We start from the raw sequence: 17,961 nt of genomic DNA on the forward strand, positions 1-17,961 counted from the left end.
AACAGCAGCTAAACCATTTTTAAATAAACAAATCTAAAATATAATAAATAGCCCCGCCAAGCACAGCGGTTATTGGCAATGTAATCACCCAGGTGACAACCATCCGTTTGGCTACTCCCCAATTAACTCCCTTCGGCCGATGCGAGGCTCCAACCCCGAGGATACCGGATGAAATAACATGGGTGGTACTTACAGGTAAATGAATGAGTGTTGCTCCAAAGATGACACCAGCACCAGTAAGGTCAGCTGCAACCCCATTTACCGGACGGATTTTCATAATTTTTCCGCCAACTGTTTTAATAATTCGCCATCCGCCGACAGAAGTTCCAAGCGCCATTGCTGTAGCACATGAAGCTTGTACCCAAAAGGGGATATCTGTCGTTGGATGCATGCCGCCGACAATTAATGCCATCGTAATAATCCCCATTGATTTTTGAGCGTCATTCGTACCATGGGCAAAGGATTGTACCGATGCTGTTAAAATTTGTACGAGCCGAAATCGTTTATTGGTTTTTGCTAAATTGCTGTTTTTAAAAATAACTTTAATAATACTGTATATAATATATCCGATGATAAAGGCAATCACTGGCGAGGAGAGCAGCCCTTCAAGAATCGAGAGAAATCCTTGAAAATGGATGGCATGAACTCCTGCAGATACAATAACTGCTCCCGTAATAGCTCCGATAATTGCGTGAGAGGAGCTGCTCGGGATTCCTGCATACCATGTCACCAGATTCCAGATGATTGCCGCAATCAAAGCAGCTAAAATAACGACTAACCCATTATCCAATTCAAATGGGTCCGTAATGCCGCTCGTAATCGTTTGAGCAACACCGGTAAAGGTTAATGCTCCGACAAAATTCATTACAGCGGCCAATATAATTGCTCTTCTGGGTGTCAAGGCTTTTGTTGATACCGATGTTGCAATGGCGTTTGCTGTATCATGAAACCCGTTTATAAAGTCGAAGAGAAGAGCAAAAATTACAATCAATACGATAATTACAGTAAGAAAATCCATTTTTTAACCACTCTTTTACGCGTTTTTCATGATGATACTTTGAAGTGTACTTGCTGCATTTTGACAGTAGTCAGCAATCTCTTCCAGAATCTCATAAATTTCTTTATACTGAATGACTTTAATAGCATCCTTTTCGGTTTGGAATAAGTTCCTTAAGGATTCACGGTATAACTCGTCGCAGTTACTTTCATATTCTTTGATCCGTATGGCATGCCCTTCTACATCTTTTAATTGATAGTTAGCAATCAATTCCATGGACGTCAAAATTTCTTCGGCGCATTTCAATATATAATTTGTAAATTGATCAATATAATCATCTGAAGATAAAATATGATAAATATCCATTCTGGAGGAGAACTCTTCAATCCCATCCATAATGTCATCCAGATTATTAACAAGCTGAAGAATATCCTCACGCTCAATCGGCGTAATAAAAGCCTGATTTAACTCTTTAATAATTTCATGAACCTTATCATCCGCGACGGATTCATGTTTTTTTATCGTATCGGAAAATTGTTTCAATGTCTCCGAGTCTTTTACCTTGAAATGAACAAAATAATCTGCCGTTTCATGTAAATGCTTTGCAAAATCAACGAGATAAAGGGAAAATTTATCTGGTTTTTTCTTGAACATATTTCTTAACCTCCATTAAACAAAAAGAAACTTCGTATCCTTGTTTCCCATATATTTTACCAGTGATTTATAGAAAATAAAAAATAACTGTCCGATTTTGTCCATTTTCGTCACGAAGTACATTATACACTTTCATTTGATATTTTGTAGCTTTCTGTTAAAGAATATCCAAATATTTTTCATAATTAATTTCCACAATTTTCTGCTATTATCCTTGGAGGATAGATGAGGAGAGGAAATAACAATGTATTTCTATTCCGGGAAGTGCTGAACGAAGGATATGTAAAGACAGGTTTTATCCAATTATAATAAAAAACGATTGACCTATAGTTAACTATAGGTACTATAATCATTTTCAAAGCGGGTAAGCTATAAAATAAAGTCTATTCGTTTTATAAATACGAGGAGATGTTCAAATGATTTTAAATGAAACGTATCAGCTGTCAAATAAGATTGAAATTCCTAAAATAGGTCTTGGAACGTGGTTTATTGATAATGATGATGCCGCTCAGGCAGTGATAGAGGCTGTGAAACTTGGTTATCGCCATATTGATACGGCTCAGGCATATGGAAATGAAAGTGGCATCAGTCAAGGAATTATAAATTGTGGTGTGAATCGAGAAGATTTATTTATTACCACAAAACTTGCTGCAGAAGTAAAATCCTATGAAGAAGCTGTTTCATCGATTAACCAATCCCTGGAGAAGTTAAATCTTGATTATATTGACATGATGATTATCCATAGTCCGCAGCCATGGATGGAGTTTGACGGAGAAGAGCGTTTCTTTGAAGGGAATCGCGAAGCTTGGCGTGCTCTTGAAGAAGCATATGAAGCAGGAAAACTTCGTGCCATCGGGGTATCTAATTTTCAAAAAGAGGATTTGGATAATATTCTTTATCATTGCAATGTCAAACCAATGGTTAACCAGATTTTAGCCCATATCAGCAATACACCATTTGATTTGATTGCTTATACGCAGGAACAAGGCATACTTGTCGAGGCATATTCACCAATTGCCCATGGAGAATTATTTAAAAATGAGGAAGTTGCAGCTATTGCTGAAAAATATGATGTTTCCATTCCGCAATTAAGTATCCGCTATACGTTACAGCTTGGCTTGCTGCCATTGCCTAAAACAGCTAACCCGGAGCATATGAAAAATAATGCCGATGTAGACTTTACCATTTCTGATGAGGATATGGAATTCTTGAAAAATGTCGAGCGCATTAAAGATTATGGGGATGCGAGTGACATGCCTGTGTTTGGCGGGAAATTGAAATAAAAGAATATAGCTCCTCACTTAAATAGCTTTTCTTATTCAAATCGTAAATTTATTGATAACGCTTATGCAGGTTTGATGTTACCCGGAAAAGGGAACAAATTATTGGATAAAGCAATCCATAAATAAGTAGATAAACCAGCGTATAGGGGGATTATCAATGTTAAAAAGAAAAGATATTTTTGAATATGTTAAAGAAAGATGTGATGTAAAACCGGATTATCCCTGGGAAAAATCTCTAAATTTTGCAGCTTTAAGGCATAAAAATAATGAAAAATGGTTTGGCTTAATTATGGATATCACAGAAGATAAGTTAGGAATAAAAAACGATAGAAAAATTGATGTATTAAATGTAAAAGCCAGAAAAGAATTTATAGGTTCATTAAGAAAAAATGAAAATATATATCCTGCTTATCACATGGATAAAAATAATTGGGTCAGCATTGTTCTAGATTATACAAAGGATTTAGACGATATCCGAGATTTGATTGCAGAAAGCTATGAATTAACTACCTAAATAATACTTTTAGTCACTTTACAATTAATACACGACTAGAGTTGGTATTGGAGGATGTTTAAAAAGTCCGGTGAAAATGACACTTAAGAAAGAGAATCTTCTGCTAAGAACGCCCACACCATGCGGGCAACGTAGAAGTTACCGCCTCCTGTGGAAGTCCGTTGACTTGCTTTTTCGTTTCTCATTTACCATTTATGTATACTTTAGTATTCAAAGCTGCGTCACCTCGAAATTCTAGATCCTTTTTATCCTGCTTTTTGAATAGGTACTATTAAAAATTTTAATTCTTTAAAAAAGGGACTGTTGCACAATGAAGTAACCATTGTGCAACAGTCCCTTTTTCTCATACATCATAATTCATTTAATAGAGCCATTTTTCATTGGCTAGGTTCTAATAACCTGATTGTGAAAAATCATTTCTCTCATCTGCATTACAAAAGGTATCCAAAAGAAAACGCATCATCCCATATAAACACTGTCACAGGTTCCAGGCGCCGGTTCATAAAAGCAATGCTGCATAAATTGACCGGAAAAAGGCTGATCATACCATGTTGGAGGGCATGGGGCATACGGATTAAAGTACCAAAGAGCATACTTCGCCGGGTGTTCCCTCCAAAAATCCAGATTCTGTCTTGCTAATCTTTTTTCAAAATCTCTTGCTCTTTGATAAAACATATTTCCTTTTTGAACGGCTTCAAATGAATAATTTCCTCCTTGAACATGGAAAATGACATCGTCAACAGTTCGCAAGTCAACAAAATCACTGCAATCTGCTGCAACGCGATTCACAATGACATTTCCAACATACAGCATGCCTTGTTTTCCTTCGCCTTCCGCTTCTGCTCTCATCATCCTCGCCATTACGTCAACATCTGCTTCTCGGTAAGCTATTCTTCCCATTATCTCACCTCTAGATATAATATGAAGGAAAGGCTGCATTCATGACCATGTCAGCTATAATTTTGAAGTACATGAATACAGGTGGAAAAACATCTGCTATACGAGTGAAAGTAATTAGAAAGAAGGAAAACAAGCACACCGCAAAATATATCAAAAAGCAAATCGTGGATTTTGATATTCTATATTTAGATAAGGAGGGGAGCTTACGTTGAATAACTATGAATTCGTTGTAAAAAAATCCATTATGTATATCGAGGAGCATCTGCACGAGCCGCTTACAATAGAAGACATCGCGCGGCAATCCAATTTTTCGAAATTCCACTTCCACCGCATATTTCAAAAATCGGCAGGTATGACGATTACGGAGTATATTCGGATGCGCAGGCTGGCAAATGCCTCTGCTGCTTTACTCTACTCAAAGGAACGAATTTTGGATATTGCATTTTACTATCAATTTGAATCACAAGAATCCTTTACAAGAGCTTTTAAAAAAATATATAAGTTGCCCCCTGGCCAATATCGCAGGCTGATGTCTGATGTGATAAAAAACAAGGAGGAATCGTACATGGAAACAAAAATAAAGGGCTGGTTTTTGAGCGGGTCAGATCCGTTTAGTTATGAAATGGGTGTGGATCATGAAATTGTTCACCAAGGCAAAGCTTCTGGTTACTTAACATCCAAGACCGTACTCGATTCAACGCATTTCGCCACGATGATGCAGGCATTTAAAGCAGACCGTTTTATAGGAAAACGCATTCGGTTGTCGAGTTTTATCCGCACGAAAGATGTAGAAACCTACGCTGGGATGTGGATGCGGGTAGATGACACGACGGAGGATGTCGTTCAATTTGATAATATGAGTAATCGCCCTATTAAAGGGACGACAAACTGGAATCGTTATTCGATTGTGTTAGATGTACCGGAAAAAAGTGCGGTTATTTCGTTTGGCATCAATTTAGCCGGTCAGGGAACGGTATGGTCAGATCAATTTACATTTGAAGAAGTAGATGAAAATACGCCCACAACGAATCTGGAGATACAGGGTGAACTGCAGGACGAACCAGTAAATTTATCATTTGAAGAAGAAATATAATGGAAGCGCTGATTTCATTTAGCTTTCGTATAAGAGTTAGTAAGCAAACGGAATCTCAATATATCAAGGGAGGCTGCTTAGCTATAACAAAAGCGGGAGGTGAATCCAATGTTGGGTGAGCTCATAGAGGTTGCCAAATTCTTTCTCGAAATGTTTAAAGGGAACCTGCCAATGGTGCAATTATATGTCATAGCAGGAGGATTATTATTGGGGGTTATTTATGAACTTATATATGAAACCAAACATGAGAGACATAGCTTTTGGTATCTACTGATGGAACGTATTTTTCTGAACATAGCAGGGCTGTTATTTTATATGAGCTTCTATATATTTGGATTAAAAACGCTGCTAAATATATGGCCTTCCTTGCTCGCGAATCATTCCATTGAGGCAGTGAGCTGGCTGGCGATAAGCTCTTATCTAAGTATTGTTTTATTGATTCCTTTGGGGATATATACCGTTAAGAGTAAAAACTTCATTTTTCAAGTGTTTGGGGTCAGTTCTTATTTCATTCTTAGTGGAGTGATTATTACATTGGCTCATACCATTTTTGCACCAAATATCGACTTACCGATCTTGTTAGTACTTTTGAATATACTTGTGAATGCAGCATTAACATTTTTTAGCATGAAATATGAATTCAATAAAAATAGACAAAAAAAATTCATAAATCAACAAAGGCGGCTTCCTCTTGATAGAGAGCCCTCTTTGTTTTTACATGACAAAAATAAATAGTCAATATACCTGAGAAAAGTTCTATTTTAAAAATGGGAGGATTATAAATGTAAGAGAGCAGGGGAAAAGGGGGAGAAAATGATGAAACATAAGAAGCTGGGGTTATTAATCTCATTTATTGTACTAGCTGGGCTGCTGCTTGCGGCTTGTGGAAGCAATGGAGATGATGAAGAAAGTGAGAGCGAGAGCTTGGACAGCAATATCGTAACGATTGCTACAGGCGGAGCGTCTGGTCCTTACAATATTATAGCGACTACCTTAGCGGATATTTACACGAATACGTACGATGTAAACTCAAGAACACAGACAACTGGAGCATCGGCTGAGAATTTAAACCTGATGGCAGAGGAAAAAGTGGAAATGGCTTTTGTGATGAGTGATGCGTTGAGTCAGGCGTTAAATGGGGAAGCGAGCTTCTCAGAACCCTTAGAGGGTATTTCCCAGATTGCGAATTTATATCCGAATGTGGTTCAGATTGTTGCCAGGGCAGATGCTGGGATTGAAACAATAGAAGATTTAGCTGGAAAACGCGTTGCTGTCGGTGATCAGGGATCGGGAGTAGAACTGAATGCCCATGCGTTATTGGAGGGACACGACATTTCTTATGACGATTTGCAGGCAGATTACCTTGGCTATGCTGAGGCAGCGGATGGCTTATCTTCAGGGCGGATTGATGCGGCTTTTTTAACAAGCGGTTTGCCTAATGCTTCTTTATTAGAATTATCGGAAACGACGGATATTAATTTAGTAACCATCGATGCAGATAATATTACAGAAATCGCAGAGGAACATCCCTACTTTATAGACTTTGAAATTCCGGCTGGCACGTATGGTAACGAGGAGGCTGTTCCAACTGCAGCTGTACCCAATGCACTGGTTGTGCGCAGTGATTTTAGCGAGGAGGATGTGTATAAATTAACGAAAACATTCTTTGAAAGCCTGGATACCTTAAGTAATTCCCATCAAGCAGCAGAGGATATTTCAATAGAAAATGCTCAGGAGGGGCTTATTGCGCCGTTACACCCGGGAGCTGAAAAATATTTTAATGAGCAATAAGAAAAAAAGAATTTGGATAGGGAGCTCGTTGCTTATCTTGCTCCTTTTTCCTCTTTTCTATCGTATTCCTGTCATCGAAGTAGCGGGAGAGGATACTTCTTTTTTTATCAAAGAGGAAGCGTTTGTTTTAGGATGGATTCATTCGATTGAAAAAGAGGAATGGTTTGAAAGATATCAGAGGAAAGATGAGAAAATCATTTTAAGCGATACGTTTTTTAAAACATTTGGTGCCGGAACTCCCTTTCAAGCCAAGAAAACAATGACAGAAAATGGATTTATTCAAATGGAGCTTGATATAGATTATGAGGATTTAAATGTAACCATTTCTGAATTTGTACAAACTACGCTGTTTATTGGTGATCGTGAAATACCTTTATACCACCATTTTGACCAATATGAAAATGTCATGATTACAACACGAAAATTACCTGTCTGGGAATACATAAGGGGTGATTATTTTTGAAAAATGATAAGCTGCACGCTGCCGCAGATTCTGAGATGTCACAGGACAAGGTAAAGAAGGTACTCGAAAAATATGATTTGGAATCCAATGTACGGAAATGGAACAATAAGTCGATTGTCTGGTTTTTCAGCATTCTGGCGATCAGCTATGCAATATTTCATTTGTATATTACATTTAACCCGCTCCCCACGCTCCTGCAGCGTAATTTTCATTTAATGTTTGGCTTAGGAATGGTCTTTCTGCTTTACCCAACATTTAAAGCCCAAGACCGCAGGAAAATTCCTTTTTACGATTGGATGCTTTTTGGATTAACAATCGCTTCCTGTATTTATTTGTTTACCGTCTATCAGGATATTGTAACGGTACGCGGCGGCGTTGCGAACACTGCCGATATTTTGATGGCGATACTGACAGTTGTTTTAGTGTTTGAAGCTGCACGGCGGGTTACCGGCTGGGTTTTACCTATATTGGCTCTGCTATTTCTAGCCTACCCTTTCTTTAGCCATCAGGATTGGCTGCCGAGAATGCTATTAACAAGGCCTTTTGATTTAGCGGATATTTTCGGGCAATTATACACAAAAACTGAAGGGCTATTTTCTACGGCAATCGGTGCGTCTGTGCAATTCATTTTCTTATTCATTTTGTTTGGCGCTTTTTTAGCGAAATCCGGAATGGGGAAATTTTTTAATGATTTGGCTCTGGCACTTGCTGGTCATAAGCAGGGCGGACCGGCAAAGGTAGCTGTTATTTCAAGTGCTTTTATGGGATCAGTCAACGGCTCAGCCGTTGGAAACGTTGTAAGCACTGGTGCCTTTACAATTCCTTTAATGAAACGAATAGGCTATGATAAAAATTTCGCAGGTGCTGTAGAAGCCAGCTCCTCGATCGGCGGCCAAATTTTACCTCCTATTATGGGAGCGAGCGCATTTATTATGGCAGAAACCACAGGAATATCATATGGAACAATCGCTCTTTCCGCAATTATCCCCGCATTTTTATTTTTTTTAAGCAGTATCATGCAGGTTCATTACCGCGCCGGACGTGCAAATCTAAGAGGCTTGCCGAAAGCGGATCTTCCTCAGGTAAAGAAGGTGTTGAAGGAAGGCTGGCATTTATTGATACCGCTCATCAGTTTGATTATGATGCTATTTGCTAATGTGCCTGTTTCTTATGCGGCCTTTTACACCATCATGATTACCGTTGTTGTATCCTGGTTTAGAAAACATACAAGAATGCATTTCAAAGATATTCTGCAGGCATTGGAAACCGGGACCAGACAAGCGTTATCGACAATCGTTGCCTGCGGGGTCGTCGGCATCGTTATCGGAGTAGTTAACTTAACTGGTTTTGGGGCCACATTATCTTCGGCTATAACGAGTCTTGGTGCCGGTTCATTGATGTTCACGTTACTCCTGACGATGCTTGCGTCGATTGTTTTAGGGATGGGTCTGCCGTCCATTCCAGCCTATATTATTACGGCTACCATGGCTGCGCCTGCTTTGGCGGAGTTCGGTATTCCGGTTCTTATTGCACATTTGTTTGTATTCTATTTTGGTATCTTTGCCAACATCACGCCGCCCGTTGCGTTGGCTTCTTTTGCGGCATCCGGTCTGGCAGGCGGGAGCCCGATGAAAACAGGCTTTATATCGCTGAGGTTAGCCATAGCGGGATTCATCGTCCCATTCATATTTGTTTATGAACCGGCCATGCTTTTGATTGATCCATCGGGCTTGCCTGCGAATGCCACAGAGTTTCCTTTTGCAGCGATCCCTCAAATTATAATGGTTGCTGTAAGCTCTGCCATAGCAGTAGTAGCTATCAGCGCTGCCGTTGAAGGATTTATTCATACGAATCTAAATGTCTTAACCAGGCTGGTGCTTGGGATTAGTTCGTTGCTTTTGATCGTACCAGAGTTCATGACGGATATCATTGGATACCCCATTATTATTTTGATTTTTGTTTTAAACTATATTAAGAGTAAAAAAGAAACGCCGGCAGCTGTTTCTTAAGGAACAAATAAGATTAGAAGGAGTCGTGATGCAGTTCTTGCTGCTTGTGGAATATTAGAAAACTTGGTTGGCACCAAGCCTTTAGGTGACAACCATAGTTACACTTATGCAGTAAGAAAGTTTATACTTACTTAACTGCCAAAGAAAGAAGAAGGCTGGAGCAGAAACCTCTCTAGCCTTCTTCTTTAAGATCGCTGCTTATTATAAATTAAATACCGCAGATAATTTTCTAAAGGCCCGGCTATTTGACGACGTTCCATCCAATACGCAATCGACAGCGTAACCATCCACATCACGGTACCGATCAATAACGACGTGGTGACAGTTAAGGATGCCCCTAGATTAAAAGCAATGGGGGACAACAGGATCACTATTAAAACCTCGTGCAGCACGAAAAATGTTAAGGAACGTTTGCCCATTGCAGCAATTGCTTTTACGAGGCCGCCACGCTGTTTCATGCGGGCTCCTAACCATCCAAACAGTGCTGCATAACTTAAGCCGCCGGCAAAACCAGTGAGAATATGGATGCCATATACAATCCCGGCGGTGAAAAGACTTGGAAACCAAACATCGTTAATCAGCACAAGCGGGATGGCGCCGGCAAGTGAAATGGTAACCCCGATGACGCTTAATTGTTTTAACAGCTTAAGATGATGCTGCGGTTTAATTAATATATTTATATTCCCCAGCCACATTCCAATTAGGACGGAAGGGATAACAGGGAAGGTAATATGCGTAAATAATGGAATAATCGGGATAGAAACCAGACGCTCCAGTATCGTACCTGCATATGTTTCCTGACCAGTTAGCTCTACCGGTAATCCGTACGACTGGTTTTCTGTCAGGACACCACCCCAAAACAATGGAATGTATATGATACAGATAACCGTAGAGATAAGCACATATTTTTTAATCTTTTTGTTATCCTTTTTCAAGCAGGAGACTAACAAAAGACCTGCAATACCATAGGTCATCAAGATATCCTGACCGCCTGCAACCCCGGCGAGGATAGCGCCAAATAATATCAAATACCAGCAGCGTCTCTTAATCAATCGCTTTGCTTCTGCTGTACCTTTTCTTTCTGATTGCTTACGGTAAATCATGACGAGACCATAGCCGAACAGGATAGCAAATAATGGACGTGCCCGATTATCCACGGTGATTTCCATTAGAAAATTTAAGAAATGATCGAATGCTGTACTGCCGGAAACTTTGGTGATGACGCCTGGTTCGATGGTATATAAAAACAATGGGATATGTGAAAGGATTATCAGAAAAAGCATGAAGCCTCGTGCAAGATCCAAAGAAAGTGCACGCTTTGTTTGAGTTGTTTCTAAATCAGCCATGAATCCTCCTCCTCATTTCTTCAGCCTTTTTTATTCCTTAGCTTATTAATCATCCATATCACTCCAGCTATAAAAAGCACAGCTAATATAACAACATCAAATTTGCTTGGATAATTGTCAATAAACGTGCGGACCGGTTCAGGAAGGCTTCCTTGAAAGATTGCATCGACAGCTGTTCTGACTATCGTCAGCAGAAATATAATAAGCTGCAGTAAAAGCAAGATTGGCAGCAGACCAAAACCGCTAATAAACCATTTCCAAGCCAATGCTCCATTAAAAAAATAAATAATAGCAGCCAGTATAAATACCACACTTATAAGAGAAAAGATAATGAAACGAATCCATTGGGCGAATACCAAGGATTCTAAACTGTATAGGTGCATCACATAGGAAAATGAAAGTATCGATAAAATAATACTTAGCAACGGTATGATACGCTGGAACCAGCGGGGGAGATGATGAAATTCATCAGTTTTATTGTCCATTTTTAAACTCCTTTATTAAGTAATCAACATGTAATTTGGTTGATTGATTATATTTTTGGTTGTTTAATCAAAATTTATCATTTAGGACTTTCTTTGTCAAGTAAGCTATCAATCTATTAGCTGACAAAAAATCCTGCCTTCAAGAGGCAGCAGGATGGATTTCAGGGAATAGGCAGGTCAATTTAAGCGTATGTAGAAGAGAGGTTGCTGGCTTTATATTTTGTATTGGTTATCATCTTTTCATTAACAAAAAGAAACCATTTGATAAGGCTGTCATCAACATGGTTTCTTTGTGAGGGAAATATTCTGTATTTTATTCGTAGAATGCTTTTTAAAACACGATGAAGCATCTGCTTTATTCATCCGCCCAATATGAAAACAGGAGACCACGTTCGCCAAACAATGGATCGGTATCAGGTAATGGAACGTTCTTGATATTCGCCAAGTTTTCGGGGCGCTCTTCAGCCTTTCCATAACAAAAATCATAACTTTTCCCATTCGGATAGGCGCCAATTACAGCAAAATCTGTACTGCCTTCCAGCAGTTTGTGACCAACCCCGGCTGGAAGAATGGCTGTATCGCCTTGTTCAACCTGTATCTGTTCTCCCTGTTCCCCGCCAAGCTGAAGCTGAGCGGATCCGCTGACTACGGCAAGAACTTCATGTGTATTACTATGATAATGATGAAAAGAAGCAACACCTCCACGCCATGCGCCCAGCCAGTTATTTTTTGTTAAAATTGCTTTTACATCGTCCGTTGAAGTTATTACATCTCTGTATAAAAGCAGCGGATAGGTCGGATTGTTTGGAATTGAGCCGTCATCTTTGAATTGCAAGAATTTTATCTCCACATCTTCCGGATGTTTCATGATTCTTCCCCTCCTTCAAAAAGCTTTTGTTGCTTTCTTTCCCTGCAACGAAGAAATAAAACATGTGAATGTAAAATAATTTCTTCTATAATAATAGATACATGGAAAAGAAGAACAAGCTTGGTGGAAGGGTATTACAAATTAAAATGAGGAAGCTGCTGCATGAAAGGAGACAGTCAAATGCATTTTCGAAAAGCTCAAAAAGAAGACTTACCTGCCATCGTCCGCTTATTAGCTGACGATGAATTAGGTTCCGGACGTGAAAGGTATGAAGATCCTTTGCCTGAGGAATATGATCAAGCTTTTGATGCAATAGAGGCTCAAATCGGAAATCAGGTTATTTTAGCTTTGGAAGAAGAGGAGGTTATCGGCTGTATTCAATTGACCATTATTCCTGGATTAGCAAGATTAGGGATGAAGCGGGCGCAAATTGAGGGCGTGCGGGTGGATAAGAAGTATCGCGGAAAAAGGGTAGGGGAAGCTTTGTTTAAAGAAGCGATTGCTATCGCAAAAGCGGAAAAATGCGGGCTAGTGCAGCTGACAACAGATAAACAGCGCAATGATGCGCATCGTTTTTACGAAAGATTAGGTTTTTCTGCAAGCCATGAAGGAATGAAATTAATTTTTAAAATGGAAAAGTAATCAACACAGAGTAAAATAAGGTGCAATTCTGTTATAACAAGGATTGCACCTTATTTTTTATCGACGGCATAAATATCTTCCCGAAGTTTAAAGGGCTGTAGTGTTTATTTGGTTGTTGACATTTTGTCAACGTTTGGATATATTGTTTAATAGATTATTAGCTTATCTGACTGGCGATATTTTAAACGATACACCGTCACTGATACTTTTGTAATTGTCTTAACTCAAGTGACGCTAACCATCAAACATCACTATAAATGAAGGGATAGCATATATGTCTGCAGATAATTTTGGTAATAAATTAAAAATGCTATTACATGCTAAATCAATGACGGTAAGAAAATGCAGTGAGCAGACCGGTATTGATAAAGGGACCATTTCACGTATTATCAATGGAAAACGAAAAGCAAACATCCAGCACTTAAAAAAGTTTGCTTCTTGTTTTGATATACCGCTTATAGAACTTCTGCACGCTGCCGGTTATTCCATACACGCTGATGAAGCGCGTGAGATTTCAGATATGCATACATCCATAGAAGAAATTCAGCAAATACTAAAGGCATCGGATCTTTACAATAATCATTTAAGTACAACTGCCGTTGAGCAGCAATTAGACAGGTATGAACAAAATGCCCAAACAGAGGAAGGAAAACAAATTATTCATAATCAGTTTAAGAAAAAGCTTGATGAAGTAGGCAGCATTGGTCCATTTATTAATCAACTCAAGGATTTTTATGCACAATTTGCACAATATAAGAGGGATCCCTTTACTTTAGCTGTCATGGGAGGTGTATTATTATATTTTATTACACCGTTCGATGTAGTTCCTGATTATATTTTCCCTATTGGATATATGGATGATGCTATCGCAGTACAAATTGCTTTAAAAAAACTTTCTAACTAAAAGAATATACAAGGAGCATTCAATATGAAAAGACGTGAAAGAAAATCTGGAAAGCGGAAATGGATACGGCGTGTTCTGTTACTTGTTTTCGTCTGCATCATTGCGGCAGGAGCCTATATCATTACGCAATATTATCAAGGATTATCCGAAGCAAGTGAAGGTCAATACAAGGACGATGGTACAACCTTTATTCCATTTGAAGGATCAGAACCGCAATTTGGAGAAATAAATGTTTTAATGATAGGCAGTGATACCCGTGGAGAAGAGCGCGGGCTCTCGGATACAATTATGATTGCCAACTATAATCAGGAAACCCATGATATAAAACTAGCTTCCATTATGCGTGATACATACGTAGAGATACCTGGATATGGCATGCAGAAGATTAATGCTGCATTTGCATTTGATGGTCCCGAACTGCTCAGACAAACGCTGAAGCAAACTTTTGATATCGATTTACACTATTATGCAGTGGTCGATTTCGAAGGCTTTTCCAAAATCGCAGATATTATCGCTCCTGATGGTATTGAAGTGGATATCCCGCATCAAATGTCAGAGGATATCGGAATGACACTTGAACCAGGGCGACAAGTCTTACATGGAAACGAACTGCTTGGCTATGTGCGCTTTCGGAAGGATGCAGATGGAGACTACGGAAGAGTGCAGCGGCAGCAGGAAATAATAGGCAAGCTGAAAGATGAAGCGGTAAGTATCCACGGTCTGATGAAATTGCCAAAGCTTTTAGGCGTTGCTGATCCATACATTGATACGAATGTAGATAGTAAAACCATTCTTACAATAGGAAAAGGACTGATTAGCGGCAGTGAACACCCGATGGAAACATTAAGAATTCCTGTAGATAATTCCTATCAAAACGTCCGGACCGACGTTGGAGCTGTGTTAGAAATCGATGCAGAACAAAATAAACAAGCTCTTGAAGAATTTTTATCAGCAGATAGGGAATAAAAATTTGTACTACTGATTTCTAAGCTTATATTCGCCAGCCTGTTTGTAAATAGAGAAATAAGGGTAAAATTACTATATGTCCATATGATAACTTACAATCAGCAACTTTCTGAGTAAGTGAATTACTCTATACAAAGGAGCGAATAGAAATGGCAAACAGCAGAATCAAATTAAAGAAAAAAGAATTGGTTGCAAAAGATACAATGGCTTTTCATTGGGAAATGCCAGATGGATTTGAATTTAAAGCAGGTCAGCTGACCCATATTAAATTGATTAATCCAAGCGAGATAGATGAGAAAGGAACGGAAAGAGCATTGTCATTCGTTTATGCACCGAGTGAAAAAGAATTAGTTACAACAACCCGGCTGAGAGATTCCGCTTTTAAACGAGAATTAAAAGACCTTCCCGAAGGCAGTGAAGTCGAATTTGACGGAGCAAACGGAAGCTTTACCCTGCATAAAACGGAATCAACGCCGGCAGTATTTCTCATTGGCGGTATCGGTATCACCCCGATTCGAAGCATGATCGCAGAGGCTACCAATCAGAAAACAGACCATGACCTTACATTGCTGTATTCGAATAAAACACCGGAGGATGCACCGTTTTTATCTGATTTTGAAGATATGGAAAAAAGAAATCGTCATTTCACCTTTGTCCCAGTCATGACAAGGTCGGATGCGGATGAATGGAGCGGAGAAAGAGGGCATATCGATGCCGAGCTGCTTAAGCGGTATGTTTCCGATATTAATAAGCCGATATATTATTTATCCGGACCCGGCGATATGGTAGAAGCCATGCAGAAAATGCTTGTAGATGCCGGTGTCAATGAAGATAATATCCGGTCTGAGGAGTTTGCAGGGTACTAAAAGGTTATATTCTAGAATGAATTTCTTTGAAATAATAAAGAGAAAACACCTCTGAAATTAGATTTTTAATCTGTTTTCAGGGGTGTTTCATGTGATTTCCAAAGTAACGATAGGATAAATGAAGGAAGGCTGGGCTTATTATAACGATGATGAATTGATTAGAAAAACCTATTGCCAGCTAACGCGAAGTCTGTATATGATAATAGCAACTTCTCTCTATGAGAAAAATGAAGGAGCAGATGATGATTACAGATGAAATTCTTTCTACGCTATTTGTAGTTGGCGGCTTTTTGGTTCTTTTACTTATTGTTTATGTTTTTAGCAAAATACCTGGTTCCGGCCTTATCTTTCGTTTTATTCGCAGACTTTTTCTGATTCTGTGGAGTATTGTTATTTTAGGTCTAACTTTCTTTATGTTCTTTATGGTCGGCTATATGGTGATCGTGTTCTTTACGTTTAATGGAAGCGAAGAGGGAATCTTATACCAAGGAGAGCCGATAAACTTTTTGATTGGTGATAATGCGAGAGACGCAGCATTTTTTACGATGCTTTATGCTGGCTTTTGCCTGGTGGCTGTATATATTATTTCGTTTATTTTGGCGATGGGGCGGAAGGTTACGCGTGTCAGCAGAAGGTTCCATGCTGAAATTATTTTAGTTGCTATGATTGGTTTGGTATTTACTGTATTTCCTGTTGTGGTTGAGTCGGTTTTACCAGATTTTGAAGTGGGGCGTTATGGGAGATATGCACTTGGTGTTCTGCCACTGATGATGTATATCCAGGCACAAATGAAAAAATCCAGAGAACGCCGGGGGAATGGACGCTACCCTTCTCGTAAGGAGCGGTTCTATCGCGATTTGAATGAGAAGCAGTCCAATCGAGCTGGGAAATTCTAAGGTGTTTTTATACAACTTCTCAAAAAATAATATGTTTGGAATTGAAAAACCTCGTTTGGAAGGTTTGTCGCATTGATGAACCTTTCAAACGAGGTTTTTTATATCGTTGACAGTTATATCGGGTTACGATATACTAAATTATATCGTCAGTCGATATAACGTGAACAAATATAAAAAGATGAGGAGATAATAAGATGCAGAATGAGCAGATAGCTTTAACAGAAGCGGTTTATTACACGCTGCTTTCTCTATATAAGCCGCTTCATGGTTACGGGATTATGCAAAAAGTAGAAATGATGTCAGCGGGAAGAGTGACTCTCGCAGCGGGTACGCTATATGGTGCTTTGAATAACCTGTTAGACAAGGGCTGGATTGAGGCTCTTCCTAAAAATGTTAATAATCGAAAAAAAGAGTATCTCATTACCGCCCAAGGGAAGAAAATGGTGGAGATGGAACTGTTAAGACTGCAAGAGCTGATTAATAACGGAAAGAAAATAGTAGAAATGGAGGAAAAGGACAATGGAGAAAAAAGTTAAAAAGCTTTTCACTGTCTGGAAATTTGCCGAAGAAGAGCAATGGTTAAACGAAATGGCTTCAGATGGTTGGGAGTTGGTAAAAGTAAGTGTACCCAATTATCGTTTTATAAAAAGCACTCCCAATAAATACATTTATCGATTGGAATTACTCGATCCAAAATTAACGAAAAAAGAACGCAAAGATTACATTGATTTTATGGAAGAAACCGGAGCGGAGAAAATTGGAGAGTTTTCTAACTGGATTTATTTTCGTAAAAACGCTGAACTAGGAGAATTTAATATCTTTTCTGATTTGGATTCAAGGATTGTACACTTAAAGAGGATGTTTCAGCGTCTTCTTGCTGGATTTATTTCGATTATAACGATTTTAATTTTTTCAACTGTGTTGATGATAAATAATTCTACTCCTTATATTTTATCAATGATTACAACGGTTATATTCGTTTTAATTCTATGCTTGTTCTTATATGGATTGATCCAAATAAATAAACGAAAAAAAGAACTGGCAGAAGAGCGACAATTTAGAGAATAAAAATAGGATTGATTTAAACCGCCTATTTGTCAGGGATTATTGTCTTTTTATTAGTAGGAAAAAGTGATAAATCAATGACTTTATGTTCTTATAAAAAGTGCCTGAGAGTTTGACTTAGGCACTTTTTTAAACGCTTATAACTTAAATCGCTGGAAATTATAAACTCAACTTCCGCACATTAAAAAGTAACTTCATTTCTATAGAAACAGGGGGGTG

The 17,961-nt window shown here is 38.7% G+C and carries 20 protein-coding genes; 14 read left to right on the top strand and 6 right to left on the bottom strand.

Annotated elements, in window-relative coordinates:
• Positions 1-19 precede the first annotated feature (19 nt).
• Positions 20-1,018: an inorganic phosphate transporter gene (locus tag ACW0TQ_RS08875; protein ID WP_455725579.1), complete on the bottom strand. Its 999-nt coding sequence runs from the start codon at positions 1,016-1,018 to the stop codon at positions 20-22.
• 15 nt (positions 1,019-1,033) lie between these two features.
• Entirely contained in the window at positions 1,034-1,651 is a 618-nt protein-coding gene (locus ACW0TQ_RS08880; protein WP_193063169.1) for a DUF47 domain-containing protein, read from the bottom strand.
• Positions 1,652-2,067: 416 nt separating this feature from the next.
• On the opposite strand from ACW0TQ_RS08880, the gene ACW0TQ_RS08885 reads away from it, so the two are divergent.
• A complete protein-coding gene (locus ACW0TQ_RS08885) occupies positions 2,068-2,934 on the top strand; it encodes an aldo/keto reductase (protein ID WP_368901840.1) in 867 nt (288 codons plus the stop codon).
• Positions 2,935-3,091: 157 nt separating this feature from the next.
• Positions 3,092-3,448, top strand: coding sequence for an MmcQ/YjbR family DNA-binding protein (locus tag ACW0TQ_RS08890; RefSeq protein ID WP_455725580.1), 357 nt, complete (start codon positions 3,092-3,094; stop codon positions 3,446-3,448).
• A gap of 459 nt (positions 3,449-3,907) precedes the next feature.
• On the opposite strand, the gene ACW0TQ_RS08895 is transcribed toward ACW0TQ_RS08890, so the two are convergent.
• Positions 3,908-4,348, bottom strand: a complete 441-nt coding sequence (locus tag ACW0TQ_RS08895) for a cell wall hydrolase (RefSeq protein ID WP_368901839.1) — start codon at positions 4,346-4,348, stop codon at positions 3,908-3,910.
• Between the two features lie 244 nt (positions 4,349-4,592).
• On the opposite strand from ACW0TQ_RS08895, the gene ACW0TQ_RS08900 reads away from it, so the two are divergent.
• From ACW0TQ_RS08900 to ACW0TQ_RS08920, 5 genes are all read left to right on the top strand, one after another.
• Positions 4,593-5,441 carry a helix-turn-helix domain-containing protein gene (locus ACW0TQ_RS08900; protein WP_368901850.1) on the top strand — a complete coding sequence of 283 codons (849 nt, stop codon included), beginning with the start codon at positions 4,593-4,595 and terminating at the stop codon, positions 5,439-5,441.
• Between the two features lie 171 nt (positions 5,442-5,612).
• The gene (locus ACW0TQ_RS08905) at positions 5,613-6,176 is read left to right on the top strand and encodes a hypothetical protein (RefSeq protein WP_455725581.1); all 564 of its coding nucleotides are present in this window, start codon (positions 5,613-5,615) and stop codon (positions 6,174-6,176) included.
• An 81-nt stretch (positions 6,177-6,257) separates the two neighbouring features.
• The gene (locus ACW0TQ_RS08910) at positions 6,258-7,232 is read left to right on the top strand and encodes a TAXI family TRAP transporter solute-binding subunit (protein WP_455725648.1); all 975 of its coding nucleotides are present in this window, start codon (positions 6,258-6,260) and stop codon (positions 7,230-7,232) included.
• Positions 7,222-7,695, top strand: a complete 474-nt coding sequence (locus ACW0TQ_RS08915; RefSeq protein WP_042536085.1) for a DUF1850 domain-containing protein — start codon at positions 7,222-7,224, stop codon at positions 7,693-7,695. Before ACW0TQ_RS08910 ends, ACW0TQ_RS08915 begins: the two co-directional genes overlap by 11 nt.
• Positions 7,696-7,730: 35 nt before the next feature.
• Entirely contained in the window at positions 7,731-9,704 is a 1,974-nt protein-coding gene (locus ACW0TQ_RS08920; protein WP_042536086.1) for a TRAP transporter permease, read from the top strand.
• A gap of 185 nt (positions 9,705-9,889) precedes the next feature.
• On the opposite strand, the gene ACW0TQ_RS08925 is transcribed toward ACW0TQ_RS08920, so the two are convergent.
• The 3 genes from ACW0TQ_RS08925 to ACW0TQ_RS08935 all read right to left on the bottom strand — a co-directional run bounded on the left by ACW0TQ_RS08925 (position 9,890) and on the right by ACW0TQ_RS08935 (position 12,403).
• Positions 9,890-11,050 carry a DUF418 domain-containing protein gene (locus tag ACW0TQ_RS08925; RefSeq protein ID WP_042532718.1) on the bottom strand — a complete coding sequence of 387 codons (1,161 nt, stop codon included), beginning with the start codon at positions 11,048-11,050 and terminating at the stop codon, positions 9,890-9,892.
• 20 nt (positions 11,051-11,070) lie between these two features.
• Complete coding sequence (locus tag ACW0TQ_RS08930; protein WP_455725582.1) at positions 11,071-11,535, bottom strand: hypothetical protein; 465 nt, start codon at positions 11,533-11,535, stop codon at positions 11,071-11,073.
• A 355-nt stretch (positions 11,536-11,890) separates the two neighbouring features.
• Entirely contained in the window at positions 11,891-12,403 is a 513-nt protein-coding gene (locus tag ACW0TQ_RS08935; RefSeq protein WP_042532722.1) for a cupin domain-containing protein, read from the bottom strand.
• Positions 12,404-12,583: 180 nt separating this feature from the next.
• Between ACW0TQ_RS08935 and ACW0TQ_RS08940 the strand changes: the two genes are divergently transcribed.
• The 7 genes from ACW0TQ_RS08940 to ACW0TQ_RS08970 all read left to right on the top strand — a co-directional run bounded on the left by ACW0TQ_RS08940 (position 12,584) and on the right by ACW0TQ_RS08970 (position 17,745).
• On the top strand, positions 12,584-13,045 hold the full coding sequence (locus ACW0TQ_RS08940) for a GNAT family N-acetyltransferase (protein ID WP_455725583.1): 462 nt from the start codon (positions 12,584-12,586) through the stop codon (positions 13,043-13,045).
• Between the two features lie 274 nt (positions 13,046-13,319).
• Complete coding sequence (locus ACW0TQ_RS08945) at positions 13,320-13,949, top strand: DUF1232 domain-containing protein (protein WP_042532724.1); 630 nt, start codon at positions 13,320-13,322, stop codon at positions 13,947-13,949.
• A gap of 24 nt (positions 13,950-13,973) precedes the next feature.
• A complete protein-coding gene (locus tag ACW0TQ_RS08950; protein ID WP_455725584.1) occupies positions 13,974-14,915 on the top strand; it encodes an LCP family protein in 942 nt (313 codons plus the stop codon).
• A gap of 149 nt (positions 14,916-15,064) precedes the next feature.
• Positions 15,065-15,781, top strand: a complete 717-nt coding sequence (locus ACW0TQ_RS08955) for an FAD-dependent oxidoreductase (RefSeq protein ID WP_193063174.1) — start codon at positions 15,065-15,067, stop codon at positions 15,779-15,781.
• Positions 15,782-15,999: 218 nt separating this feature from the next.
• Positions 16,000-16,677 carry a hypothetical protein gene (locus tag ACW0TQ_RS08960; RefSeq protein WP_455725585.1) on the top strand — a complete coding sequence of 226 codons (678 nt, stop codon included), beginning with the start codon at positions 16,000-16,002 and terminating at the stop codon, positions 16,675-16,677.
• A gap of 194 nt (positions 16,678-16,871) precedes the next feature.
• Entirely contained in the window at positions 16,872-17,213 is a 342-nt protein-coding gene (locus tag ACW0TQ_RS08965) for a PadR family transcriptional regulator (RefSeq protein WP_042532730.1), read from the top strand.
• The gene (locus ACW0TQ_RS08970) at positions 17,197-17,745 is read left to right on the top strand and encodes a DUF2812 domain-containing protein (protein ID WP_052485004.1); all 549 of its coding nucleotides are present in this window, start codon (positions 17,197-17,199) and stop codon (positions 17,743-17,745) included. Before ACW0TQ_RS08965 ends, ACW0TQ_RS08970 begins: the two co-directional genes overlap by 17 nt.
• Positions 17,746-17,961 lie beyond the last annotated feature (216 nt).

It is taken from the genome of Oceanobacillus sp. M60, assembly GCF_053839645.1.